Consider the following 22,943-nt stretch of genomic DNA (forward strand, 5'->3'; position numbering starts at 1 on the left):
GAGATCATGAACACTCGTCTCGAAAAGTTTTACAAGGAAAACGTGGTGCCGGCCCTGATGAAGGAATTCGGCTACACCAATCCGATGGAAGTGCCGAAGCTGGTCAAGGTCACGCTCAACATGGGCGTGGGCGAAGCCGCTACCAACAAGAAGATCCTGGAAAATGCGGTCGCCGACATGGCCAAGATCTCCGGCCAAAAGCCGGTGGTCACCAAGTCGCGCGTTTCGGTCGCATCCTTCAAGATCCGTGACGGTTGGCCGATCGGCTGCAAGACCACCTTGCGTCGCGCCAAGATGTACGAGTTCCTGGATCGCCTGATCAACATCTCGTTGCCGCGCGTGCGCGACTTCCGTGGTGTGTCCGGTCGCTCCTTCGACGGTCGTGGCAACTTCAACATGGGTGTGAAGGAACAGATCATCTTCCCGGAAATCGACTTCGACGCCGTCGACGCGATTCGCGGTATGGATATCGCCATCACCACCACCGCCAAGACGGATGCGGAAGCGAAGGCGCTGCTGGCAGCGTTCAAGTTCCCGTTCCGTAACTGACCGTCGAGGACATCCGAAATGGCAAAGACCTCCATGATCCACCGCGACATCAAGCGTGCAAAGCTGGCGAAGAAATTCGCCGGCAAGCGTGATGCGCTGAAGAAGATCCTCTCCAGTCAGGATGCGTCCTACGAAGAGAAGATCGAAGCGTCGACCAAGTTGCAGAAGCTGCCGCGCGATTCGTCGCCGAGCCGCTATCGCAACCGTTGCGAGCTGTCCGGTCGTCCGCGCGGTGTCTACCGCAAGTTCGGTCTGGGTCGCAACATGCTGCGCAAGGCCACGATGAACGGCGACGTTCCGGGCCTGCGTAAGGCGAGCTGGTAACAGCATTCCGGCCGTTCGCGGCCGGATTTGAACAGGATGGTTCTGTTCAACAAGAGAGTCCGACGCAAGTCGGGCTCTTTTGTCGTATACTTCCGCTTCTGTCTTGCCCGTTCGGGCTTGGCATGGCGTCAAGGGTCCTGGCCCGTCCCCAGGAAAACACAAGATTTTCGCGAAAGCGGATATCGGTGCACTCAAAGGTACTCACATGAGCATGACTGATCCCATCGCCGACCTGCTGGTTCGCATCAAGAATGCGGCCGCGGTTGGTAAGCAGACGGTGAAATTGCCGTCGTCCAAGATTAAGGTTGCGATCGCCCAGGTCCTGAAGGACGAGGGTTACATCACCGACCTGCGCGTGACCCAGACCGAAAACAACAAGGCGGAACTGGAAATCGTGCTGAAGTATTTCGAAGGCCGCCCGGTCATCGAGACCCTGAAGCGTTTTTCGCGCTCGGGTCTGCGCCAGTACCGCGGCAAGACCGAGCTGCCCAAGGTCCTCGGTGGCCTGGGTATCGCCATCATCTCCACGTCGAAGGGCATCATGACCGATGCGCAGGCTCGCGAAGCCGGCGTTGGTGGTGAAGTTCTGTGCTTCGTGGCCTAAGGGAAGGAATCGAACATGTCCCGTGTAGCCAAGAAGCCTGTCTCCCTCCCGAAGGGTGTTGAACTCAAGGTCCAGCCTGAGCTGGTCAGCGTCAAGGGCCCGAAGGGCACGTTGACCCTGCCCAAGCCGGCTGGTGTCGAAATCGCCATCGATGGCGACGTTGCCACGCTGTCGGCTAACGATCCGTCGCAGATCGCCCTCACCGGCACCGTGCGCGCCATCCTGGCCAACATGGTCAAGGGCGTCTCTGAAGGCTTCGAGCGCAAGCTCGAGCTGGTCGGCGTCGGTTACCGTGCTGCCATGCAGGGCAAGGACCTGAGCCTGGCGCTCGGTTTCTCGCACCCGCTGGTATTCGTGGCGCCGGATGGCATCACGCTGTCGACTCCTACCCAGACCGAAATCGTGGTCCAGGGCGCCGACAAGCAGCGCGTCGGCGAAGTTGCCGCCAAGATCCGCGGTTTCCGTCCGCCGGAGCCCTACAAGGGCAAGGGTGTGAAGTACGCCGGTGAAGTCATCATTCGCAAGGAAGCCAAGAAGGCGTAAGGCAGGTCCCTCTGCGAGGAGCCCGGCCATCCATGGCCGGACTTTTCAATGTACAAGCCTGTTTTCCTTCAGCTTTCGTAGGATAAATATCATGAGCATCAACAAGAACATCGCCCGTCTGCGTCGCGCCAAGTCCACCCGTGCGCACATCCGTGAGCTCGGCGTTGCCCGCCTGTCGGTGCTGCGCACCGGTCAACACCTGTATGCGCAGGTCTTCACTGCCGACGGCTCCAAGGTGATCGCTGCTGCGAACACCCTGCAGGCCGACGTCAAGGATGGCCTGAAGAACGGCAAGAACAGCGATGCGGCCGCCAAGGTCGGCAAGCTGATCGCCGAGCGCGCCAAGGCTGCAGGCATCGAGAAGGTCGCATTCGACCGCTCGGGCTACCGCTACCACGGCCGCATCAAGGCGCTTGCCGACGCTGCGCGCGAAGGCGGCCTGCAGTTCTAAGCACTGCTGCGGAGGTGGTCATCGACCACCTTCGCGATACCGCCGGCAGGGAGATGCCGGACCGTCCCGTTCTTTTGCAACGGTGCCGGGAACACCGCTTCACTTCACAACCATAAGCGGCTTCGAGCCGTACATACTCAATCAATCAAGGAATCAAGATGGCAGAAGAACGTGCACCGCGGGGTCGTGATCGCGACCGTAACCGCGAAGAGAAAGTCGACGATGGCATGATCGAAAAGCTGGTCGCGGTCAATCGCGTCAGCAAGACGGTCAAGGGCGGTCGCCAGTTCACCTTCACCGCGCTGACCGTGGTCGGCGATGGTCTGGGCAAGGTCGGTTTCGGTTATGGCAAGGCGCGCGAAGTGCCGGTTGCCATCCAGAAGTCGATGGAACAGGCGCGCAAGAATCTGGCCACTGTCGATCTGAACAACGGCACCTTGTGGCATGCCGTCAAGTCCGGCCATGGCGCAGCACGCGTCTACATGCAGCCGGCTTCGGAAGGTACGGGCGTCATCGCAGGCGGCGCCATGCGCGCTGTGCTGGAAGCGGTTGGCGTCAAGAACGTGCTGGCCAAGGCTGTCGGTTCGCGTAATCCGATCAACCTGGTCCGTGCGACCCTGAAGGGTCTGTCGGAAGTGCAGTCGCCGGCACGCGTTGCGGCCAAGCGCGGCAAGAAGGTGGAGGAGCTCAACCATGGCTAAGGACACCAACAAGACCGTGAAGGTGCGCCTGGTGCGTGGCCTGCGTGGAACCCAGTCGCGTCACCGCCTGTCGGTGCGTGCGTTGGGCCTGAATAAGCTGAACGATGTGCGTGAACTGAAGGACAGCCCGCAGGTGCGTGGCCTGATCAATACGGTTCATTACCTCGTCAAGGTTGAGGAGTAATCCCATGACTCTGCGTCTTAATGACCTCAAGCCGGCCGACGGCGCCCGTACCGAGCGCACCCGCGTCGGTCGTGGTATCGGTTCGGGACTCGGCAAGACCGCTGGTCGCGGTCACAAGGGCTCGTTCGCTCGTAAGGGCGGCGGCAAGATCAAGGCCGGCTTCGAAGGCGGCCAGACCCCGATGCAGCGCCGTCTGCCGAAGATCGGTTTCCGCTCCAAGATGGCGCGCGATACGGCAGAAGTGTTGTCCTACCAGCTGGACAAGCTGGATGCCGGCGATGTCGACTTCGCAGCGCTGCGTGCGGCCAATCTGGTCCCGAGCCGCGCCAAGAAGGCGAAGATCGTGCTGAAGGGCGAGCTGAGCAAGAAGTTCGTGCTGAAGGGCGTTGCGGCAACCGCAGGCGCCAAGGCGGCAATCGAAGCTGCCGGCGGCAGCGTAGAGGAGTAATCGGCAGATGGCGCAGGCTGGCATTGGTAACCTCGGTGGCGGGCTCGGCAAGTTCACGGAACTTCGCCAGCGGCTACTGTTCGTCCTCGGGGCATTGATCGTCTATCGCATCGGCTGCTATGTGCCGGTGCCGGGCGTGAATCCCGATGCCATGCTTTCGTTGATGCAGGCGCAGGGCGGCGGCATCGTGGACATGTTCAACATGTTCTCGGGCGGCGCCCTGCACCGTTTCAGTATTTTTGCGTTGAACGTGATGCCGTACATCTCGGCGTCGATCGTGATCCAGTTGGCCACGCATATCTTTCCCGCCCTCAAGGCGATGCAGAAGGAAGGCGAGTCGGGTCGACGCAAGATCACCCAATATTCGCGCATCGGTGCGGTGTTGCTGGCTGTGGTGCAGGGCGGCAGTATCGCGCTGGCACTGCAGAACCAGACCGCGCCCGGTGGCGCTCCGGTGGTGTATGCGCCGGGCATGGGCTTCGTGCTCACCGCGGTGATCGCATTGACCGCTGGCACCATTTTCCTGATGTGGGTAGGCGAGCAGGTCACTGAGCGCGGCATCGGTAACGGCGTGTCGCTGATCATCTTTGCCGGCATCGTGGCTGGCCTGCCGTCGGCGGCCATCCAGACGGTCGAAGCTTTTCGCGAAGGCAATCTGAGCTTCATTTCGCTGCTGTTGATCGTCATCACGATTCTGGCGTTCACGCTGTTCGTCGTATTTGTCGAACGGGGGCAGCGCCGGATCACGGTCAACTACGCGCGCCGCCAGGGCGGTCGCAATGCGTACATGAACCAGACCTCGTTCCTGCCGCTCAAGCTCAACATGGCCGGCGTGATTCCGCCGATCTTTGCGTCCAGCATCCTCGCTTTCCCGGCGACACTGTCGATGTGGTCGGGCCAGGCGGCGTCGGGTGGGGTGGGGTCTTGGCTGCAGAAGATCGCCAACGCGCTTGGGCCCGGTGAGCCGGTGCACATGCTGGTCTTCGCTGCGCTGATCATCGGTTTTGCGTTCTTCTACACTGCGCTGGTGTTCAACTCGCAGGAAACCGCCGACAACCTCAAGAAGTCGGGCGCGCTGATTCCGGGCATCCGTCCTGGCAAGGCCACCGCCGACTACGTCGATGGCGTGCTGACGCGTCTGACCGCGGCCGGTTCGCTGTACCTGGTGATCGTGTGCCTGTTGCCGGAAATCATGCGCACGCAGCTCGGCACCTCGTTCCACTTCGGCGGCACCTCGCTGTTGATCGCAGTGGTCGTGGTGATGGACTTCATTGCGCAGATTCAGGCGCATCTGATGTCGCACCAGTATGAGAGCTTGCTGAAGAAGGCCAACCTCAAGGGCGGCTCGCGCGGCGGTCTTGCGCGCGGTTAAGTGGTACACTAGATCTTCATTGCGTGAAGACGGCCCGGTTCCCGGGCCACGATCTTCCGATCAGAAGGGCGGCTCGCGCGACGTCTCGCGCGCGGGTGTGACGGGGTGGTCCTGTGCGGGAGTAGCACAGGCGATTCGGAGCAGTTTTCTGGATCAACATCGTCCGGCGCCGGAGCGAGGGCACACTCCCCACGCCGGGTCCATGGAACCTCTGGTTCCACGGGCTTCAAAGCAATCCGAGGCCTTGCTATAATCCCGAGTTCACTTTTGATCCATCCTGCCGGATGGCGCCTGGGCGCTGTCGGGCCATCACTCAGTTGGAGAATCGCGTCATGGCGCGTATTGCAGGCGTCAACCTGCCAGCCCAGAAGCACGTCTGGGTCGGGTTGCAAAGCATCTACGGCATCGGCCGTACCCGTTCGAAGAAGCTCTGCGAATCCGCAGGCGTTACCTCGACCACGAAGATTCGTGATCTGTCCGAACCCGAAATCGAGCGCCTGCGCGCCGAAGTCGGCAAGTATGTCGTCGAAGGCGACCTGCGCCGCGAAATCGGTATCGCGATCAAGCGACTGATGGACCTGGGCTGCTATCGCGGTCTGCGTCATCGCCGTGGTCTCCCGCTGCGTGGTCAGCGCACCCGTACCAACGCCCGCACCCGTAAGGGTCCGCGCAAGGCGATCAGGAAGTAAGGGATAGATCATGGCCAAGCCAGCAGAAAAGAAAACGAAGAAGAAGATCAAGCGCGTCATCACTGACGGCGTCGCTCACGTCCACGCTTCGTTCAACAACACCATCGTCACCATCACCGATCGCCAGGGCAACGCGCTGTCGTGGGCTACGTCCGGCGGCGCCGGTTTCCGTGGTTCGCGCAAGTCGACCCCGTTCGCTGCCCAGGTTGCCGCCGAGAAGGCTGGCCGCGCTGCGCTCGATTACGGCGTGAAGTCGCTGGAAGTGCGTATCAAGGGTCCGGGTCCGGGCCGTGAGTCGGCCGTGCGTTCGTTGAACAACGTGGGCTACAAGATCACCAACATCATCGACGTGACGCCAATCCCGCACAACGGGTGCCGTCCGCCGAAGAAGCGTCGCGTCTAAAGGGAGCGATAAGAAATGGCTCGTTATATCGGTCCTACCTGTAAGCTCGCGCGTCGCGAAGGCGCCGACCTTTCCCTCAAGAGCCCGGCGCGTGCGCTGGACTCCAAGTGCAAGCTTGAGCAGAAGCCCGGCCAGCACGGTGCGGCTCGCAAGGGCAAGCTCTCCGACTACGCCACCCAGCTGCGCGAAAAGCAGAAGGTCAAGCGTATTTACGGTCTGCTGGAACGTCAGTTCCGCAACTACTACAAGAAGGCCTCGACCAAGAAGGGCAACACCGGCGAGAACCTGCTGCAGTTGCTGGAAACCCGTCTGGACAACGTCTGCTACCGCATGGGCTTTGCCGTCACCCGTCCGGCCGCGCGCCAGCTGGTGTCGCACCGTGGCGTGCTGGTCAACGGCAAGTCGGTGAATCTGGCCTCGTACCAGATCAAGGCTGGCGATGCGATCACGCTGTCGGAAAAGGCACAGAAGCAGCTTCGCGTGCAGGAAGCCCTGACCGTGGCTGAGCAGCACGACATGACGCCGTCGTGGGTTGAAGTCGATTCGAAGAAGTTCAGCGGCGTGTTCAAGGCCGTTCCGGATCGCGCTGACCTGCCTTCGGATATCAACGAAGCGCTGATCGTCGAGTTGTATTCGAAGTAATTCACATTGGAGAACCTCCGGTACTGCCGGAGGTTCGCAGGAGACCCCGCAACATGACGGTTACCGCCAACCAGGTTCTGCGCCCCCGTGGTCCGCAGATCGAACGTCTTACCGACAACCGCGCCAAGGTCGTGATCGAACCCTTGGAGCGCGGTTACGGGCACACGCTGGGCAATGCCCTGCGTCGTGTGTTGTTGTCGTCGATCCCCGGTTTTGCGATCACCGAGGTCGAGATCGACGGCGTGCTGCACGAGTACACCACGGTGGAAGGTTTGCAGGAAGACGTGCTTGACGTCCTGCTGAACCTGAAAGACGTGGCGATTCGTATGCACAGTGGCGACAGCGCCACGCTGTCGTTGTCCAAGCAGGGTCCGGGTACGGTCACTGCGGCAGACATCAGGACCGATCACAACGTTGAGATCATCAACGGCGACCACGTGATCTGCCACCTGACCAAAGACACCGCATTGAACATGCGCCTGAAGATCGAGCGTGGCTTTGGCTACCAGCCGGCTGCTGCGCGTCGTCGCCCGGATGAAGAGACCCGCACCATCGGTCGTCTGATGCTGGATGCGTCGTTCTCGCCGGTGCGTCGCGTTGCCTACGCCGTGGAAGCTGCGCGCGTCGAACAGCGTACCGACCTCGACAAGCTGGTCATCGATATCGAAACCAACGGCACGATCGATGCCGAGGAAGCCGTGCGCACCGCCGCCGACATCCTCAGCGATCAGCTGTCGGTGTTCGGCGATTTCACCCACCGCGATCGCGGTGCGGCCAAGCCGGCTGCCAGCGGCGTGGATCCGGTGCTGCTGCGCCCGATCGACGACCTTGAGCTGACCGTGCGTTCGGCCAACTGCCTCAAGGCCGAGAGCATCTACTACATCGGCGATCTGATCCAGAAGACCGAAGTCGAGCTGCTCAAGACCCCGAATCTGGGCAAGAAGTCGCTGACAGAAATCAAGGAAGTGCTGGCACAGCGCGGCCTTGCGCTGGGCATGAAGCTGGAGAACTGGCCGCCGGCCGGTGTCGCCCAGCACGGCATGCTTGGTTAATGCATCAAGGCATGGGCGTCTTCGGGCGCCCATGTTTGTTTTCTACATCGACGGGTTAAAGCCTGCGATGACATCCGGTTCAAGGACGGCCGGCTCGGACCAACCGCAGTCCATTCAACAGCGCCAGGATGGCGACAACGTTTCTCAAGCAGTCTCAACATTCCCTAGGAAACCATACTCATGCGTCACCAGAAATCCGGCCGTAAGTTCAACCGCACCAGCGCGCATCGCGAAGCCATGTTCCGCAATATGGCCGCCTCGCTGTTCAAGCACGAGCTGATCAAGACCACCTTGCCGAAGGCCAAGGAACTGCGTCGCGTCGCCGAGCCGCTGATCACCATCGGCAAGGTCGATGGCGTTGCCAATCGTCGTCTGGCGTTCGCTCGCCTGCGCGACAAGGAAGCCGTGGGCAAGCTGTTCGTCGAACTGGGCCCGCGTTACGCGACCCGTCCCGGCGGCTACCTGCGCATCCTGAAGGCCGGCTTCCGTGCCGGCGACAATGCGCCGATGGCGTATGTCGAGCTGGTCGACCGTCCGGTCGTCGCCGAAGAAGTGGCCGAGTAATCGGATCGCTGCTGCACAGATTCTCGAAGAAGCCCGGCTGACGCCGGGCTTTTTTGTTGGCTGCTCGAAACTGCGTGTCTGCCGACGGCTGTCGACTGCACGGGCACGCGTGCGTGCGCGTGGATGTGTGCGTTACGCAGCAAGCAGGGCGACGTCGCCAAAGCCTATGTGCCAGTGCAGGCGCTGCCGCTTGCTCGGCCAATTGCAATCTCCTTCCGGCTGGTCGACGACGGCTTGCGGGCTCTGGATTGCCGCTCGCGGGTGGGCGTGCGGTGGGCCCTGGTCTTTCGGACATCGCATGCGTGTCACCCCGTGTCGCCGCGGCGCTGCAGCGCACAAGCACCAGGCGCTCGCGCGATTGGACTGCCCGCTCAGTCATGCGTGGTCACGGCCGTGGCGATGGCTGATAATCGACGACTTGACCCAAGGCAAGCAGTGACGATGAATCCATTTCGCTGGAGTTTCCGGGCGCAGTTTCTGCTGGGCTTTCTTGCATGCGCAGGATTGCTGGCTTACGCGATCTATGTGCAGTTGCATCTGGGCCTGGAGCCTTGCCCGCTGTGCATCTTCCAACGGATCGCCTTCGCGGCGCTGGCCGTGTTTTTTCTGCTCGGCGCGCTGCATGGGCCGCGTGCCGCCGCCGGGCGCAAGGTCTATGGGGTCTTGAGTTTCATCGCCGCGGGCGTGGGCATGGGCATCGCTGCGCGGCATGTGTGGGTGCAGATCCGGCCCAAGGACATGATGTCTTCGTGCGGGCCGCCGTTGAGCTTTCTGAGCGAGACCATGGGGCCCTTCGAGGTGTTCCGCACCGTGCTGACCGGCACCGGCGATTGCGGCAATATCGATTGGCGCTTCCTCGGGTTGAGCATGCCCATGTGGAGCATGGTGTGGTTCGTGGGGTTGGCGCTGTGGGCGCTGTACGCGGGCTTCAAGGCGCGGCGTAGCTCGGTTCATCACTGACGCATGACAGGTCTAGCGGCTCGCAAAGCCCTGCGGCAGCCTTGTAGGCGTGCAGTGGGATCGTGATGGGCAACGGGCGCTGTGCGCTGCTCAGGCGAGGCTGCTGCGCGGTTTGCGGTTGAAGGGCCGCCTGATCCGCTGCAGGTCAGGCGGCTTGATTCGTCGCAAGGCGCCCGCCCTGCGCTGCGCTTGCTCGACGCGTCTGCTTCCTGGCATTGATACTGGATGCCGTTGCTGCCGCTTGCATGCGTCTGCGGCGTGTCGACCGCGAGCGCCAAGAACGACATTGAAGACGTGACTGATTCCTGGCTCTTTCCGCTGGCTAGCGCTGGTGGATCGCGGCATTGCTTCAATCGATAAGCCGATATTTACGTGTCTGCCAAACGATGCGCATCAGCCATGCAGGCGGTCCGCAGCGTGGCCAGCCGTGCTGCAGGCTTGGTCATCGGACTTCGGCAACGAATGGGCCGGTATTGTTCCGGTCCATTCGCTGCCTTGCACCGCGTCAGAAGTCCTGCTGCAGGCTCACATAGACGCCGCGGCGCGGCGCCCACTGCGGCGCGAAGACGCCGATACCGCCGCCATCGCGCAACTGGTAGCTGCGGTTGAGGACATTGACCGCGGCCAGTTGCACATGCAGCGGATGCGTATTGACGTCGAAGTCGTGGCCGACGCTGGCATTCAACTGGAAGTACGACGGAAGCGAGGCGCCGTTGGGCACGGTGTCGGTATCGGTGCGCAATCCGCTGCCGAACAGATAGTTGAGGCCGACCTTGCTGCCTTCGCTGAAGGCGTAGTTGATGCCGCCGGACGAGGTCAGCTTCTGATCGTGATCCAGGTGGATCCAGTTGTCGTAGGTGTAGGCCAGCGCATCCGGATCGAAGTTGTACAGGCTGGTCATGACCCGCTTGCCCATGGCTTTGCTGTAGGCGAGGTTGAAATATGCCGTCACTGGCCCGTTGGTGTAGTCGGCGCTGAATTCGGCGCCGCGGATGCGGCCATAGCGGTAATTGAAGGTGGAATAGATATAGGCGGCACCGAACTGGCCTTCGTCCTGCAGCCGGTCGGCCTTGCGGTAATAGGTGTCCAGGCCAAGCGTCAGATGGTCGGTGACCACTTGCGAGATGCCCAGGTCGTAGTAGTCGCTACGTTCGCTCAGTGGCGTGGTCGGGCCGTCACCGGCCGACTGCTGGTTGGTGGTGCCGTCGTAGAGCGCGATGTCGCTGGTGGAGATCAGCTCGCTGGCCGGCGGGGTGAAGTAACGCGCGTATCCGGCATGCACGGTGGTGCTGTCGGTGGCGCGCCAGATGACGCCCAGGCGCGGGCTGAGCTGACCTTCGGTCGTGCCGAAGGCCTTGTACTTGTCGCCGCGCAACCCGTAATTGACGGTCCAATCTTCGCCGATCTTCCACTCGTCCTGCAGGTAGAGCGCGTAGGTGCTGGCATGGAAACGGCTGCCGTCGGGAATGAACAGCGGCACGTTGCTGCTCTGGCTGCCGTCGTCGTTGGCGGGGAAGACATACGAATTGTTGCTGGCGATGGCGTGTTCGAAATTGCCGTATACGCCGTAGCGCAGCGTATGCGAGCCGCCCCATGGCGTTGCGAAGTCCGCCTGCAGGGTATTGGCGCGGTTGCTGCGGTCCACCTGCGAGGCGATGCCGTTGAAGATCAGGTCGCCGGCAACGTCGGGGGAGAAGGCGACGCTGCTGTAACGCTGGCCGGCGGAGAGCTGATAGTTGGTGTCGCCGAGCGTGCCTTGCAGGGCCAGGGTGCCGAAACGGGTGTTTTCGCGCTGGTTCTCGTCCAGGCGCGAGGAGTCGAAATCGGTGGTACCCAGGTAATCGAAGGCTGGCGTCTGCCCCGGATTGTTGGGGATCTGGAAGCGGTTGTTCGCGTAGCCGACCAGCAGGCTGAGACGGGTGTTCTCGTTGACCAGGTAGGTCAGATCGGCGAAGCCCTTGCCCTGATGGGTTTTGTCGTGGATGGGGTTGAGGCTGTCGACCGGGTTTTCAAGGCCATTCTTGTTCTGGTCGTAATCGCCGCTGACGAACCAGCTCCAACGCCCGCTGCTGCCCCACAGCGAGGCGTTGGGGTTGATGGTGCCGAATGAGCCGGCGGTGATGCCGACGCTGCCGCCATTGCCGAGTTCGGCACCGCTCTTGGTGGTGATGTCGACCACGGCTGCGGTGCGGTCCCCGAACTGCGCCGGCAGCGCACCATCGAGCAGCTTGAGGTTCTTGATGATGCGCGGCTCCAGACTCTGGCCGAAACCGGAGATGGATTCGGGAATCATCACCCCGTTGATGCGGTACTGCAGGTTGGCGTGGTCGCCGCGGACGTGAATGCCGCCGTAGGAATCCTGTACCACGCCCGGCGCCTGCAGCAGGACCTGATTGAGTGGAGTCGCCGCGCCGAGCGGCAGGCGATCGATATCGTCAGCGGTGATGGCAAATTGGCTGCTGCCGATGTCCGGCGACAGGGCATTGCGCGCCGCCTCGAGCTTGGCGATCACGTTAACCGTGTCCAGATCGGTCGTGCGTTCGGAGTCGGCATCGGCGGCAAACGCCGCACCGATGGGGGCGGCCAGCAGGGCGGCGGTGATGGCAGCAGACAGAAGACGAGGAGTCATGGCAGTTTCGCGAGGCGGGTGAGGGGAGGGGGTGTTGTTATTTTGTAACGTTGAGCGCTTTGGCGAGCGCTAGCGTAGGTCGAAAGTCATGGCTCGACGGGCGATGTTGTTTGCTGTTCAGGTCGAAATGGCCGGCGCGCGACCGCGCGTCGGACGAACGCGGCGGCAATTCGGTGCCATTGGCCTCCAGGCGCTTTGCGTAGCGTTCCGGCTCTGCGAACATCGCAGGCTGCCTAGGAGTCCTTTCATGAATCTTTCCGCTGCCACTTCCGCTACCGATTCGGCCGCCGCAGTGTGGGCGCCGGACAGCTGGCGCGGCAAACCTGCATTGCAGCTGCCGGTGTACCCGGATGAGAACGCGCTGCAGGCGGCCATGCACGAGCTGGGGCGGCTGCCGCCGCTGGTGACCTCGTGGGAAATCTTTGCGCTCAAGCGCCAGCTGGCCGAAGCGCAGGAAGGCAAGCGCTTCCTGCTGCAGGGTGGCGATTGCGCTGAAAATTTCAGCGATTGCGAATCGGGCACCATCTCCAACCGTTTGAAGGTGCTGCTGCAAATGAGCCTGGTGCTGGTGCACGGCCTGCATTTGCCAGTGGTGCGGGTGGGTCGCTTTGCCGGGCAATACGCCAAGCCGCGCTCGGCCGACACCGAAACGCGCGATGGCGTGACCTTGCCGAGCTATCGCGGCGATGTGATCAATGCGCCGGCCTTCACCGAGGCCGCGCGCGTGCCCGATCCGCGCCGCATGATCACCGCACATTCGCGCTCGGCAATGACGATGAACTTCGTGCGCGCGTTGATCGACGGCGGCTTCGCCGACCTGCATCACCCCGAATACTGGAATCTGGACTGGGTGGGCTATTCGCCGCTGGCGGCGGACTACCAGAAGATGGTTGCCTCGATCGGCGACGCCGTGCGCTTCATGGAAACGCTGTCCGGGGCAGAGGTGTACAACCTCAATCGCATCGATTTCTACACCTCGCACGAGGCGTTGTTGCTGCCGTACGAAGAAGGCCTGACCCGTCAGGTGCCGCGTCAGTGGGGCTGGTTCAATCTCAGCACGCACTACCCGTGGATCGGGATGCGGACGGCCGCGCTGGATGGCGCGCACGTGGAATACCTGCGTGGCGTGCGTAACCCGATCGCGATCAAGGTGGGGCCGTCGGTGCAGCCGGACCAGCTGCTGCGCCTGATCGATGTGCTCAATCCCGAGGACGAGCCCGGGCGTTTGAGCTTCATCCATCGCATGGGCGCGGCGCAGATCGCCGACAAGTTGCCGCCGTTGCTGGATGCGGTCAAGCGCGACGGGCGGCGGGTGCTGTGGGTGTGCGATGCGATGCATGGCAATACCGAAAGCACCGGAAATGGCTATAAGACGCGGCGTTTCGACAATATCCGCAACGAAGTGGAGACCTCCTTCGACCTGCACGCGGCCGCCGGCACGCGGCTGGGCGGCGTGCATCTGGAACTTACCGGCGAAGATGTCACCGAATGCACCGGCGGTGCGCGCGAGCTCACCGAGCGCGATCTGGAACGGGCGTATCGCTCCAGCGTGGATCCGCGGCTGAACTACGAACAGTCGCTGGAAATTGCGATGGCGATCGTGCGCAAGCAACAACAGGTGGCTTCGCAGCCGCTGGGCGGATGATCAACGTGTGCGCATGACGTGATGCTCATGCCGCGTGCGGCATGCTCTGGCAGCCATCCCTCTTTCCCCCCACAGGAGGAACGGTTTGACTGCCGATTGGAACGTCATCCGCGAATATGCAATTCCGCTCGGTGCCTCGCTGCTGGCGGGCATCGTCACCTGGTCGTTGATGCTGTGGCTGTTTCGCCGCATGCAGGGTCGCGACTACCGCCGTGCGCGCATCATTCGCGTGATCACGCTACCGGCGGCGTTTATCTTGCCGCTGTTGTTTCTGGGGGTTGCCACCGAAGCGACCCCGTTGGCCGGCAAGGCGCTGGCAGCGGTGCAGCATCTGCTGCACCTGGGAATCGTCGGCTGCGTCACCTGGTTGCTGGTACGCGCGGTGGCCGCCGGCGAGGCGGCGATCTTGCGCAGCAATCCGATCGAGGTGTCGGACAACCTCACCGCGCGGCGCATCCAGACCCAGACGCGGGTGCTGAGCCGCGTGCTGATGGGCACGGTGATCTTGCTCGGCATTTCGGTGGTGCTGCTGACCTTCCCGCAGGTACGCCAGATCGGCAAGACCTTGCTGGCGTCGGCCGGCATCATCGGGCTGGTGGCCGGTATCGCGGCCAAACCGGTGTTCGGCAACCTGATCGCCGGTTTGCAGATTGCACTGACCCAGCCGATTCGCCTGGATGACGTAGTGATCGTGGAAGGCGAGTGGGGCCGCATCGAAGAGATCGGCAGCTCGTACGTGGTAGTGCGGATCTGGGACGAGCGCCGCATGGTGGTGCCGCTGACCTGGTGGATTGAAAACCCATTTCAGAACTGGACGCGCAGCAGTGCCGATCTGCTCGGCACCGCGTTCCTGTGGCTGGATTACCGTACGCCGATTGCAGCGGTACGTGCGGAACTGGAGCGTATCTGCCACAGCGAACCGCTATGGGACGGCCGCGTGTGCGTGACCCAGATTACCGACACCAGCGACAACACCATCCAGGTGCGACTGCTGGTGAGCGCGCGCAATTCCGGCGATGCCTTCGATCTGCGCTGCCTGGTGCGCGAACGCATGATCGATTTCCTGACCCGCGAGCATGCGTATGCCTTGCCGAGGCTGCGCGCCGAAATCGCAACGCAGGAAAGAACGCCATCACGCCCTGCCGAGCCGATTGCACAGGAGAGCGTGCGCTCGCCGGGCGCAGAAGACGGCGAGCCTGCGGCCAGCATCTAGCGCGCCAAGAAAACGACGGCATCCCAGCCAGGCGCGTGCGGCCGGTGCCCGGAACCGGCATGTATTCCGCGGGCAGGCGGTTCTTGCGCGCCGCCCACGCCCGCCTGGCGACGCTCGTTGCGTTTGTGGGACTGCTTTTATCGGGTGGTGTTGCGCAACTGCCGGCATCGAATGTGTTCGGCAGGCAGTTGCACAAGCACCCGCCAGGGCATTCTTCTTGGGCGCCAGGTATAGCGGCGGTCAATCATGCTGGCGCGAACCGGGCGCAGGCGCGACGGGTGTCGTGCCTGACGTGGCCCCACCTGGCGCAGCCGGCGCACTCGGCGCATAGCCAGGCGTAAAGCGCGCATGGCTGCGTTGCTCGTATGCATACGCCAGCTCGATCAGGCGCGGCTCGCTCCAGGCCGTGCCCATGAACAACAGGCCCAGTGGCAAGCCCTGGGTCTGTCCCATCGGCACGCTCAGGCTTGGATAGCCGGCCACCGCCGCGGCACCATAGCCGGCGCCGGGGAAGGTATCGCCCTTGCCGAGTGTGGTGATCCACGCCGCGCCCGTCGTGGGCACGATCAAGGCATCCAGGCGATCTGCCTTCAAGGCTGCGTCGATGCCTTCCGGCCCCGCCAACCGCTTGGCGTTGGCGCGCGCGCTCAGATACCCCGCATCGTCGAGACCGGGCGCTGCCTGCGCCTGTTCGAACAATTCCTGTCCGAAGTACGGCATTTCGCGCTGCGCGTGCTTGCGATTGAACGCAATCAACTGCTCCAGGTTCGCCACAGGCGCGTGGTGGTTCTGCAGATACGCGTTCAAGCCGGCCTTGAATTCGACCAATAAGACCATCTGCTCGGCAGCATCCCACTTGCCATCGGTGACCAGGGCGGTCTCGACCACGGTAGCGCCTGCGGCACGCAGCGTCTGCACGGCGCGGTCGAGCACCGCGGCGATTGTCGGATCCTCGCGCAGCGGGTTGCGCAACAGGCCCAGGCGCGCGCCACGCAGGCTGTCGGGTTTCAGGTGGGCGAGATAATCGACGCTGGTCGCCGGTGCCTTGGCGGTGGCGGGGTCCTGCGGGTCGGGTGCGGCGATGGCCTGCAGCACTGCAGCCGCATCGGCGACGCTGCGGGTCATCGGGCCGGCGGTGTCCTGGCTGGCAGAAATCGGGATGATGCCGTCGCGACTGATCAGGCCAACGGTCGGCTTGAGCCCGACCAGGCCGTTGACCGATGTCGGACAGGTGATGCTGCCATCGGTTTCGGTACCGATGCCGACGGTGGCCAGGCTGGCCGCGATGGCCGCACCGGTGCCGGCACTGGAGCCGCAGGGATTACGATCCAGCGCATATGGATTGCGCGTGAGCCCCCCGCGTCCGCTCCAGCCGGAACTGGATTGGGTGGAGCGGAAATTGGCCCATTCGCTGAGGTTGGTCTTGCCCAGGATCACCGCGCCGGCGGTGCGCAGGCGCTGCACCATAAACGCATCGCGAGCGGGGCGGAACTCGGCCAGGGCGAGGGAGCCGGCGCTGTTGACCATCGGCAGCGCGTCGATATTGTCCTTGAGCAGCACCGGGATGCCGTGCAGCGGCCCACGCACGTGGCCGGCTTTGCGTTCGGCATCCAGGGCGCGTGCGTCGGCTTCGGCCTGTGGATTGAGTTCGATCACCGCGTTGAGCCTGGGGCCGGCGCGATCGATGCCGGCAATACGCTGCAGATACGCGCGCGTCAGTTGCAGGCTGCTGCTCTGGCCGCTGGCCATGCGCGCCTGCAGGCCGGCCACGTCGGCCTCGCTCAGATTGAGAGGGTGGGCGGTGGACGCGTCGGCAGCGCCTGCCGCAGAACGCGACGGATCATCGGCATGCGCACAGCCGCACAGCGCGGCAAGCAGCGCGAAGGACAAAAGGGTGGATCGCATGGATGGTCGTCCCCGGGGAGAAGTCGCAGGCTAACGGCGCTGCGTCGGGGTGACAACGTAAGGACGTGCCCGCCAACGGGCAGGCAGGCTCAGCGACGGCGGCGTCGCACCAGGTCGCGTGCCAGCACGCCGACCACCAGCAGGTTGATCGCCAGCACGCCCCAGGCGGTCCAGCCGGGATGACGCACGATGGCGTAGATATCGAATGGCAGATAGATGGCCGCCGACAGGCAGCCCAGCACCGAGGCCCAGGCCTTGGCACGCCAAAGACCCCAGGCTTCCACCACATGCAGCAGGCCATAGGCCAGCATGGCGGCAGCGGCCAGATGCACCGCATCGGGGCTGATGGTCTTGAGCAACGACGGCAGTGCGCCGTGGTCGGGGTCCAGGTTGAAGCGGCGGATCAGGGTGATGACCGCGTTTTGCAGCGGGAGCGGGCCCAGAATTTCCAGGCCCGTCGCCGCCAACAGCGCAAGCGTCCCCTTGACCGCCTCAAGCAAGGCGATCATATGCAGTCCCGGATGCGCGCGCGGATCCGGGCTATAGGGTTTGTTACTCACGCGTCAGCTCAACAACTCAGCCCGAACGGCCAGCGCGCTTGCGGTCGCTTTCGGTCAGGAATTTCTTGCGCAGGCGGATTTCCTTCGGGGTGACTTCCACCAGCTCGTCGTCCTCGATGAAGTCCAGCGCCTGTTCCAGCGTGTACTTGATCGCTGGGGTCAGCTTGATCGCATCGTCCTTGCCCGAGGCGCGCATGTTGGTCAGCGGCTTGGTCTTGATCGCGTTGACGGTCAGGTCGTTGTCCTTGGAGTGGATACCCACCAGCTGGCCTTCGTACACGTTGTCGCCTTCGGCGGCGAACAGGCGGCCACGCTCTTCCAGCGGCCCCAAGGCATATGCCGGGGTCGCACCCGGTGCATTGGCAATCATCACGCCGTTCTGGCGCTTGGCGATGGCGCCCTGTTCCTTCGGACCGTAGTGGTCGAACACGTGGAACAGCAGGCCCGAGCCCTGGGTCAGGGTGCGGAATTCGTTCTGGAAGCCGATCAGGCCACGCGCCGGGATCATGTAATCCAGACGCACGCGGCCCTTGCCGTCGGGCTCCATGTTCTTCAGCTGGCCCTTGCGGGTGCCCAGCTTTTCCATCACGCCGCCCTGGTGCTGTTCTTCGATGTCCACCACCAGCTGCTCGATCGGCTCCATCAACTTGCCGTCGATTTCCTTGATGATCACTTCCGGACGCGACACGGCCAGCTCGTAGCCTTCACGACGCATGTTTTCGATCAGCACCGACAGGTGCAGCTCGCCACGGCCGGAGACCAGGAACTTGTCGGCGTCCGAGCCTTCCTCGACCTTCAGCGCCACGTTGTGCACTTTCTCGCGGTCCAGACGGTCGCGCAGCTGGCGGCTGGTCAGGAACTTGCCGCCGGACAGGTCCTTGTTGCCGGCGAACGGCGAGTTGTTGACCTGGAAGGTCATCGAGATGGTCGGTTCGTCCACGGTCAGCGCCGGCAGCGCTTCGGGATGATCGAGCGCGCACACGGTGTCAGAGATGGTCAGTTCCTGGATGCCGGAGATGGCCACGATGTCGCCGGCCTCGGCGGTGTCCTGCTCAATACGCTCCAGGCCCAGGAAGCCCAGCACCTGCAGCACCTTGCCCTGGCGCTTCTTGCCTTCGCGGTCGATCACGCTGACCGGCATGTTCTTCTTCAACGTGCCGCGCTGGATGCGGCCGATGCCGATCACGCCGACGAAGTTGTTGTAGTCCAGCTGGCTGATGCGCATCTGGAACGGGCCGTCCGGGTCCACGTCCGGGGCCGAGACGTGCTGCATGATCGCTTCGTACAGCGGGGTCATGTCGCCTTCGCGCACGTCCGAATCCAGGCTGGCGTAGCCGTTCAGTGCGGAGGTGTAGACGATCGGGAAATCCAGCTGCTCGTCGGTGGCGCCGAGCTTGTCGAACAGGTCGAACACCTGGTCGATCACCCAGTCAGGGCGTGCGCCGGGACGGTCGATCTTGTTGACCACCACGATCGGCTTGAAGCCCATCGCAAAGGCCTTCTGGGTCACGAAGCGGGTCTGCGGCATCGGGCCGTCCATCGCGTCGACCAGGATCAGCACCGAGTCCACCATCGACAGCACGCGCTCGACTTCGCCACCGAAGTCGGCGTGTCCGGGGGTGTCGACGATGTTGATGCGGTTGCCCTGCCAGGTGATGGCGGTGTTCTTGGCCAGGATCGTGATGCCACGTTCCTTTTCCTGGTCGTTACTGTCCATCACGCGTTCAGCCAACACGGTGCGTTCGGACAGGGTGCCGGACTGCTTCAGCAGGCAGTCAACGAGGGTGGTCTTGCCATGGTCGACGTGCGCGACGATGGCGATATTGCGGAGTTTTTCGATAGACATGCGGAAAGGGCCCCTGTCTGGCGCCAGTCTTGAGATGAGGTAAGCCCGACATTATAGCGGTTTCGTTGCGCTGCCGTTGCCGATTGCCCGGAGTCGATTCAGATCGCCCATTCAGCGAGCGTGACGGGCCGCGCGCCGGGCGGGCGGGAGCGTTGAACGATGGTCGTACCCATGCGGCCGGCCACGCACCCGGGTGTATCCTAGCGGGCTATTGATCACCCCAGAACCTGCAAGGATTTCTATGTCCCTGATCGCCACTTTCGACACCTCCCGCGGCCCGATCGTCGTCGAGCTGTACCCGGACAAGGCCCCGCTGACGGTTGCCAACTTCGTGAACCTGGCCAAGCGCGGCTTCTACAACGGCCTGAGCTTCCATCGCGTCATCGCCGACTTCATGATCCAGGGCGGTTGCCCGGAAGGTTCCGGCCGCGGCGGCCCGGGCTACCGTTTCGAAGACGAGACCAACAATGGCGTCGGCCATGAGCGCGGCGTGCTGTCCATGGCCAATGCCGGCCCGAACACCAACGGCAGCCAGTTCTTCATCACCCACACCGCCACCCCGTGGCTGGACGGCAAGCACACCGTGTTCGGCAAGGTCACCCAGGGCCTGGACGTGGTCGATAGCGTTGCCCAGGGCGACACCATCAACACGCTCACCATCGAAGGCGACACCGACGCCGTGCTGGCCGCCAAGGCCGACCGCGTTGCGGAGTGGAACAAGATCCTCGCCGCCTGATCGCATCCCGTCGAACGGCCGCCATGTGCGGCCGTTCGCTTGTCAACGCGCGCCGCCAGGCCCTGCGCCCCGCCAGCGTGCGACCCCCACCAACGTTTTTTAGCAGAGGAAACACCCCATGAAAGCACCTGTTCGTGTTGCTGTGACCGGCGCTGCCGGCCAGATCGGCTATGCCCTGCTGTTCCGCATCGCTTCCGGCGAAATGCTGGGCAAGGACCAGCCGGTCATTCTGCAGTTGCTTGAACTGCCGATTGAGAAGGCCCAGGCCGCCCTCAAGGGCGTGATGATGGAACTGGAAGACTGCGCGTTTCCGCTGCTGGCCGGCATGGTCGGTACCGACGACGCCGAAGTGGCCTTCAAGGACGTTGATATCGCCCTGCTGGTCGGTTCGCGTCCGCGCGGCCCGGGCATGGAGCGCAAGGACCTGCTGCTGGCCAATGCGGAGATCTTCACCGCACAGGGCGCGGCCCTGAACAAGGTCGCCAAGCGCGACGTGAAGGTGCTGGTGGTCGGCAACCCGGCCAACACCAACGCCTACATCGCCATGAAGTCGGCGCCGGACCTGGACCCGAAGAATTTCACCGCCATGCTGCGCCTGGACCACAACCGCGCGCTGAGCCAGCTCTCGGCCAAGCTCGGCAAGCCGGTGGCCGGCATCGAGAAGCTGGCGGTGTGGGGTAACCACAGCCCGACCATGTACCCGGATTATCGTTTCGCCACCGCCGATGGCGCCTCCGTCGGTGATGCGATCAACGACCAGGAGTGGAACGCTTCCACCTTCATCCCGACCGTGGGCAAGCGCGGCGCAGCGATCATCGAAGCGCGTGGCCTGTCCTCGGCCGCCTCCGCCGCCAATGCCGCCATCGACCACATCCGTGACTGGGTGCTGGGCACCAACGGCAAGTGGGTGACGATGGGCGTGCCGTCGGACGGCTCCTACGGCATTCCGGAAGGCGTGATGTTCGGCTTCCCGGTCACCACCGAAAATGGCAAGTACACCATCGTCAAGGATCTGCCGATCGACGACTTCAGCCAGAAGTACATCGACAAGACCCTGGCCGAGCTGGAAGAAGAGCGCAGCGGCGTGGCGCACCTGCTGGGCTGAGTTATTCGGTCACTGCTGTCATGAAAACGCCGGGCATTGCCCGGCGTTTTTTTATTGCGCCTCGCGTGGCAGAGACTGCGCGGTCAGGCCAGGCCTTCGGCCTTGAGCGCAGCCTGAACATCGGCATCGGCCAGCATGCGTTGCACGAACGCCTGCAGCGCATTCAATCCATCCAGATTCACCGCGACTTTCTGCGCCCACAGCAAGGTGACGAACAAATACGCATCGGCACCGGTGTGGCTGTCGCTGGCAAGCCAGGTGCGACCTTGCAGATGCGCATCGACGCGCTCGTACAGCGTGCGCAATTTGCTGCGCGCATCGTCCTGGCTGCGCGCAATCAGCGCCGGGTCCTGCAGATACGCGGTGCTGCCGAAGATCGGCTTGAAGGTGGGGTGCACGTCGGCATTGACGAAGGCGATCCACCGATTGATCTCGGCACGGCTGCGCGCGGTGCCATCGCCGGATAGGCCGGTGAGTGGTGCGATGTCGGCGATGTAATTGAGAATGGCTGCATTCTGGGTCAGTGCCCAATCGTCGACCATCAGCAATGGCACCGAGCCTGCCGGATTCAGACGCAGATACTCTGGAGATTTCATCGTTGCCGCATCGACCACGCTCAGGTCGAACGGCAGCCCCGACCAACGCAACACGATGTGATCTGCCAGCGAACAAGCGCCGGGCTTGGTATACAGCTTCATGGACGATCCACGCGGGAATGAAGACCCAAGCTTAGCGGGCAGACGATGCCGTGTGGAGCGCGCAGCGGGAATTGGGCTTCAGCAGGGCGCCGCTCATTGGCCCATGGCTCGCTCGCGCTGGTGTCGCGCCGATATGAACGGCATCACCGAACTTGCAGCGCGCACGTGGCGGCTCCGGCCTGGTCAGGCTCTTCTTTGCAACCTGTCCGGGCGCGGGAAGCGAGTCGGTGCCTGATAAGGCTTGCTGCCGCGCTGGTCGATCGCCATGCGTGCAGTGTGTCCGTTGTATGCGACGCATGAGCGTCTTGAGATAGGCGCTTGAAACACGTCAAACGCAGCGGCACTGCGTCTCGATGATCAACGATCCCAGCGACGTATGACGCTCAGAGGTACCGCGACAGTCCGCGCTTAGGACGCGTTGCGCGGGCGCAGCGATTGCACGCGATAGAACGTGTGGTCGCCGATGGTGGCCACCTGATAGGCATTACGCCAGCTGGGGCTCGCAATTGCGCTTGCGGCAAAGTGGCTGGCGCCCGGCACGATCTCCTTGCGTTGGCCAACCGGCAATGCCCAGTTGCGCTGCGCCGCCAGTGCCACGCCCAATGCCTTGTTCCAGGCATCGTCGTTCTTCAGCTGCGTGCCTGGCGCGACGATCGTCGGCGCGAACTGCTTGCGTGCAGTGACCACCTGACACATCGAATCGCCCCACAAACCACTATCCAGGCGACGCAACGCAACTTCTGCAACGGCCTGTTGGCCACGCAAGGTCTGGTCGCGCGCTTCCAGATAGACGGTCGTGCTCAAACACAGCGAATCTGCGGCTGGCTGCGGCAACACATGCGACAGCCAGAGTATCCAAACAAGTTTCATAGAACTCCTTGCTCCGTATGGGCCGGTCCGCAGAGCATCCAATGTGGATGCACCAGTGCAGAGGGCTTGGCGTCATGGGGAGGCGACCTGCCACCGGTCGCCAAATGCTTCGGCGAAAGACCATCTGCCGAAGGCGCCCACCAAATGCGGTGGGTCAAAAAGTTGGCGCAAGGTAGGCGTCGATCACACAATCGCGGCTGAATGAGAGGGGTTGACGATTGCAACTGCCCGCAACGCATGGCGCTGCACA

Annotated in this window: 26 protein-coding genes and 1 pseudogene; 19 read left to right on the forward strand and 8 right to left on the reverse strand. The window is 63.1% G+C overall.

What is annotated here, in order from left to right; all coding sequences use genetic code 11:
• Positions 1-6 precede the first annotated feature (6 nt).
• The 15 genes from rplE to HLH45_RS09725 all read left to right on the forward strand — a co-directional run bounded on the left by rplE (position 7) and on the right by HLH45_RS09725 (position 9,486).
• A complete protein-coding gene (gene rplE, locus HLH45_RS09655; RefSeq protein ID WP_008571668.1) occupies positions 7-549 on the forward strand; it encodes a 50S ribosomal protein L5 in 543 nt (180 codons plus the stop codon).
• An 18-nt stretch (positions 550-567) separates the two neighbouring features.
• On the forward strand, positions 568-873 hold the full coding sequence (gene rpsN / locus HLH45_RS09660) for a 30S ribosomal protein S14 (RefSeq protein WP_008571667.1): 306 nt from the start codon (positions 568-570) through the stop codon (positions 871-873).
• A 205-nt stretch (positions 874-1,078) separates the two neighbouring features.
• Entirely contained in the window at positions 1,079-1,477 is a 399-nt protein-coding gene (gene rpsH / locus HLH45_RS09665) for a 30S ribosomal protein S8 (RefSeq protein WP_003486688.1), read from the forward strand.
• A gap of 15 nt (positions 1,478-1,492) precedes the next feature.
• Positions 1,493-2,020 carry a 50S ribosomal protein L6 gene (rplF, locus tag HLH45_RS09670; protein WP_008571666.1) on the forward strand — a complete coding sequence of 176 codons (528 nt, stop codon included), beginning with the start codon at positions 1,493-1,495 and terminating at the stop codon, positions 2,018-2,020.
• 91 nt (positions 2,021-2,111) lie between these two features.
• The gene (gene rplR, locus HLH45_RS09675; protein ID WP_003486684.1) at positions 2,112-2,471 is read left to right on the forward strand and encodes a 50S ribosomal protein L18; all 360 of its coding nucleotides are present in this window, start codon (positions 2,112-2,114) and stop codon (positions 2,469-2,471) included.
• A 158-nt stretch (positions 2,472-2,629) separates the two neighbouring features.
• Positions 2,630-3,172 (forward strand): 30S ribosomal protein S5, encoded by a 543-nt coding sequence (gene rpsE / locus HLH45_RS09680; protein WP_003486682.1) that lies wholly within the window; start codon positions 2,630-2,632, stop codon positions 3,170-3,172.
• Entirely contained in the window at positions 3,165-3,356 is a 192-nt protein-coding gene (gene rpmD, locus HLH45_RS09685; RefSeq protein WP_003486678.1) for a 50S ribosomal protein L30, read from the forward strand. The genes rpsE and rpmD overlap by 8 nt, the downstream gene beginning before the upstream one ends.
• A 4-nt stretch (positions 3,357-3,360) precedes the next feature.
• The gene (rplO, locus tag HLH45_RS09690) at positions 3,361-3,804 is read left to right on the forward strand and encodes a 50S ribosomal protein L15 (protein ID WP_003486676.1); all 444 of its coding nucleotides are present in this window, start codon (positions 3,361-3,363) and stop codon (positions 3,802-3,804) included.
• Between the two features lie 7 nt (positions 3,805-3,811).
• Positions 3,812-5,176: a preprotein translocase subunit SecY gene (gene secY, locus HLH45_RS09695; RefSeq protein WP_008571664.1), complete on the forward strand. Its 1,365-nt coding sequence runs from the start codon at positions 3,812-3,814 to the stop codon at positions 5,174-5,176.
• A gap of 332 nt (positions 5,177-5,508) precedes the next feature.
• Positions 5,509-5,865 (forward strand): 30S ribosomal protein S13, encoded by a 357-nt coding sequence (gene rpsM / locus HLH45_RS09700; protein WP_003486672.1) that lies wholly within the window; start codon positions 5,509-5,511, stop codon positions 5,863-5,865.
• A 10-nt stretch (positions 5,866-5,875) separates the two neighbouring features.
• Entirely contained in the window at positions 5,876-6,268 is a 393-nt protein-coding gene (gene rpsK / locus HLH45_RS09705; protein WP_003486671.1) for a 30S ribosomal protein S11, read from the forward strand.
• A 15-nt stretch (positions 6,269-6,283) separates the two neighbouring features.
• Positions 6,284-6,910, forward strand: coding sequence for a 30S ribosomal protein S4 (rpsD, locus tag HLH45_RS09710; protein ID WP_002811641.1), 627 nt, complete (start codon positions 6,284-6,286; stop codon positions 6,908-6,910).
• Positions 6,911-6,963: 53 nt separating this feature from the next.
• The gene (locus HLH45_RS09715; protein ID WP_002811635.1) at positions 6,964-7,962 is read left to right on the forward strand and encodes a DNA-directed RNA polymerase subunit alpha; all 999 of its coding nucleotides are present in this window, start codon (positions 6,964-6,966) and stop codon (positions 7,960-7,962) included.
• Between the two features lie 180 nt (positions 7,963-8,142).
• Complete coding sequence (gene rplQ, locus HLH45_RS09720) at positions 8,143-8,526, forward strand: 50S ribosomal protein L17 (protein WP_003486665.1); 384 nt, start codon at positions 8,143-8,145, stop codon at positions 8,524-8,526.
• A 441-nt stretch (positions 8,527-8,967) separates the two neighbouring features.
• A complete protein-coding gene (locus HLH45_RS09725; RefSeq protein ID WP_008571663.1) occupies positions 8,968-9,486 on the forward strand; it encodes a disulfide bond formation protein B in 519 nt (172 codons plus the stop codon).
• Between the two features lie 145 nt (positions 9,487-9,631).
• Here the strand turns inward: HLH45_RS09725 and HLH45_RS09730 are convergent.
• The 3 genes and pseudogenes from HLH45_RS09730 to HLH45_RS21635 form a co-directional block, all read right to left on the reverse strand.
• Positions 9,632-9,932: pseudogene (locus tag HLH45_RS09730) on the reverse strand (hypothetical protein).
• A gap of 59 nt (positions 9,933-9,991) precedes the next feature.
• Positions 9,992-12,115, reverse strand: a complete 2,124-nt coding sequence (locus HLH45_RS09735) for a TonB-dependent receptor (RefSeq protein WP_008571662.1) — start codon at positions 12,113-12,115, stop codon at positions 9,992-9,994.
• A gap of 37 nt (positions 12,116-12,152) precedes the next feature.
• On the reverse strand, positions 12,153-12,338 hold the full coding sequence (locus tag HLH45_RS21635) for a hypothetical protein (RefSeq protein WP_008571661.1): 186 nt from the start codon (positions 12,336-12,338) through the stop codon (positions 12,153-12,155).
• A 24-nt stretch (positions 12,339-12,362) separates the two neighbouring features.
• Here HLH45_RS21635 and HLH45_RS09740 point away from each other — a divergent pair, with 24 nt between their 5' ends.
• Complete coding sequence (locus HLH45_RS09740; protein ID WP_008571660.1) at positions 12,363-13,760, forward strand: class II 3-deoxy-7-phosphoheptulonate synthase; 1,398 nt, start codon at positions 12,363-12,365, stop codon at positions 13,758-13,760.
• Between the two features lie 85 nt (positions 13,761-13,845).
• On the forward strand, positions 13,846-14,973 hold the full coding sequence (locus tag HLH45_RS09745) for a mechanosensitive ion channel family protein (protein ID WP_008571659.1): 1,128 nt from the start codon (positions 13,846-13,848) through the stop codon (positions 14,971-14,973).
• Between the two features lie 240 nt (positions 14,974-15,213).
• Here the strand turns inward: HLH45_RS09745 and HLH45_RS09750 are convergent, their stop codons facing one another.
• The 3 genes from HLH45_RS09750 to typA form a co-directional block, all read right to left on the reverse strand.
• Positions 15,214-16,863: an amidase gene (locus tag HLH45_RS09750; RefSeq protein ID WP_008571658.1), complete on the reverse strand. Its 1,650-nt coding sequence runs from the start codon at positions 16,861-16,863 to the stop codon at positions 15,214-15,216.
• 104 nt (positions 16,864-16,967) lie between these two features.
• Positions 16,968-17,387: a DUF2127 domain-containing protein gene (locus HLH45_RS09755; RefSeq protein ID WP_008571656.1), complete on the reverse strand. Its 420-nt coding sequence runs from the start codon at positions 17,385-17,387 to the stop codon at positions 16,968-16,970.
• 67 nt (positions 17,388-17,454) lie between these two features.
• Positions 17,455-19,284, reverse strand: a complete 1,830-nt coding sequence (gene typA, locus HLH45_RS09760; protein ID WP_003486646.1) for a translational GTPase TypA — start codon at positions 19,282-19,284, stop codon at positions 17,455-17,457.
• Between the two features lie 241 nt (positions 19,285-19,525).
• Between typA and HLH45_RS09765 the strand changes: the two genes are divergently transcribed.
• Positions 19,526-20,020: a peptidylprolyl isomerase gene (locus HLH45_RS09765; protein WP_003486644.1), complete on the forward strand. Its 495-nt coding sequence runs from the start codon at positions 19,526-19,528 to the stop codon at positions 20,018-20,020.
• A gap of 118 nt (positions 20,021-20,138) precedes the next feature.
• Complete coding sequence (locus HLH45_RS09770; RefSeq protein ID WP_008571655.1) at positions 20,139-21,125, forward strand: malate dehydrogenase; 987 nt, start codon at positions 20,139-20,141, stop codon at positions 21,123-21,125.
• An 83-nt stretch (positions 21,126-21,208) separates the two neighbouring features.
• Here the strand turns inward: HLH45_RS09770 and HLH45_RS09775 are convergent, their stop codons facing one another.
• Together HLH45_RS09775 and HLH45_RS09780 are read right to left on the reverse strand one after the other, a co-directional pair.
• Positions 21,209-21,823 (reverse strand): glutathione binding-like protein, encoded by a 615-nt coding sequence (locus HLH45_RS09775; RefSeq protein WP_008571654.1) that lies wholly within the window; start codon positions 21,821-21,823, stop codon positions 21,209-21,211.
• A gap of 408 nt (positions 21,824-22,231) precedes the next feature.
• Positions 22,232-22,693 (reverse strand): cell wall hydrolase, encoded by a 462-nt coding sequence (locus HLH45_RS09780; protein ID WP_005915848.1) that lies wholly within the window; start codon positions 22,691-22,693, stop codon positions 22,232-22,234.
• Positions 22,694-22,943 lie beyond the last annotated feature (250 nt).

Source organism: Xanthomonas euvesicatoria, from assembly GCF_013112235.1.
Lineage (GTDB): Bacteria > Pseudomonadota > Gammaproteobacteria > Xanthomonadales > Xanthomonadaceae > Xanthomonas > Xanthomonas euvesicatoria.

Coding starts and splice junctions, on each gene's coding strand:
- rpsH (WP_003486688.1), top strand. CDS start 1,079: ATGAGCATGACTGATCCCATCGCCGACCTGCTGGTTCGCATCAAGAAT.
- rpsD (WP_002811641.1), top strand. CDS start 6,284: ATGGCTCGTTATATCGGTCCTACCTGTAAGCTCGCGCGTCGCGAAGGC.
- HLH45_RS09725 (WP_008571663.1), top strand. CDS start 8,968: ATGAATCCATTTCGCTGGAGTTTCCGGGCGCAGTTTCTGCTGGGCTTT.
- typA (WP_003486646.1), bottom strand. CDS start 19,284: ATGTCTATCGAAAAACTCCGCAATATCGCCATCGTCGCGCACGTCGAC.
- rplQ (WP_003486665.1), top strand. CDS start 8,143: ATGCGTCACCAGAAATCCGGCCGTAAGTTCAACCGCACCAGCGCGCAT.
- HLH45_RS09715 (WP_002811635.1), top strand. CDS start 6,964: ATGACGGTTACCGCCAACCAGGTTCTGCGCCCCCGTGGTCCGCAGATC.
- rplE (WP_008571668.1), top strand. CDS start 7: ATGAACACTCGTCTCGAAAAGTTTTACAAGGAAAACGTGGTGCCGGCC.
- rplO (WP_003486676.1), top strand. CDS start 3,361: ATGACTCTGCGTCTTAATGACCTCAAGCCGGCCGACGGCGCCCGTACC.
- rpsE (WP_003486682.1), top strand. CDS start 2,630: ATGGCAGAAGAACGTGCACCGCGGGGTCGTGATCGCGACCGTAACCGC.
- HLH45_RS09740 (WP_008571660.1), top strand. CDS start 12,363: ATGAATCTTTCCGCTGCCACTTCCGCTACCGATTCGGCCGCCGCAGTG.
- HLH45_RS09770 (WP_008571655.1), top strand. CDS start 20,139: ATGAAAGCACCTGTTCGTGTTGCTGTGACCGGCGCTGCCGGCCAGATC.
- HLH45_RS21635 (WP_008571661.1), bottom strand. CDS start 12,338: ATGTTCGCAGAGCCGGAACGCTACGCAAAGCGCCTGGAGGCCAATGGC.
- secY (WP_008571664.1), top strand. CDS start 3,812: ATGGCGCAGGCTGGCATTGGTAACCTCGGTGGCGGGCTCGGCAAGTTC.
- HLH45_RS09735 (WP_008571662.1), bottom strand. CDS start 12,115: ATGACTCCTCGTCTTCTGTCTGCTGCCATCACCGCCGCCCTGCTGGCC.
- HLH45_RS09775 (WP_008571654.1), bottom strand. CDS start 21,823: ATGAAGCTGTATACCAAGCCCGGCGCTTGTTCGCTGGCAGATCACATC.
- rpsK (WP_003486671.1), top strand. CDS start 5,876: ATGGCCAAGCCAGCAGAAAAGAAAACGAAGAAGAAGATCAAGCGCGTC.
- rplR (WP_003486684.1), top strand. CDS start 2,112: ATGAGCATCAACAAGAACATCGCCCGTCTGCGTCGCGCCAAGTCCACC.
- rpsN (WP_008571667.1), top strand. CDS start 568: ATGGCAAAGACCTCCATGATCCACCGCGACATCAAGCGTGCAAAGCTG.
- HLH45_RS09755 (WP_008571656.1), bottom strand. CDS start 17,387: ATGATCGCCTTGCTTGAGGCGGTCAAGGGGACGCTTGCGCTGTTGGCG.
- HLH45_RS09780 (WP_005915848.1), bottom strand. CDS start 22,693: ATGAAACTTGTTTGGATACTCTGGCTGTCGCATGTGTTGCCGCAGCCA.
- HLH45_RS09765 (WP_003486644.1), top strand. CDS start 19,526: ATGTCCCTGATCGCCACTTTCGACACCTCCCGCGGCCCGATCGTCGTC.
- rpsM (WP_003486672.1), top strand. CDS start 5,509: ATGGCGCGTATTGCAGGCGTCAACCTGCCAGCCCAGAAGCACGTCTGG.
- rplF (WP_008571666.1), top strand. CDS start 1,493: ATGTCCCGTGTAGCCAAGAAGCCTGTCTCCCTCCCGAAGGGTGTTGAA.
- rpmD (WP_003486678.1), top strand. CDS start 3,165: ATGGCTAAGGACACCAACAAGACCGTGAAGGTGCGCCTGGTGCGTGGC.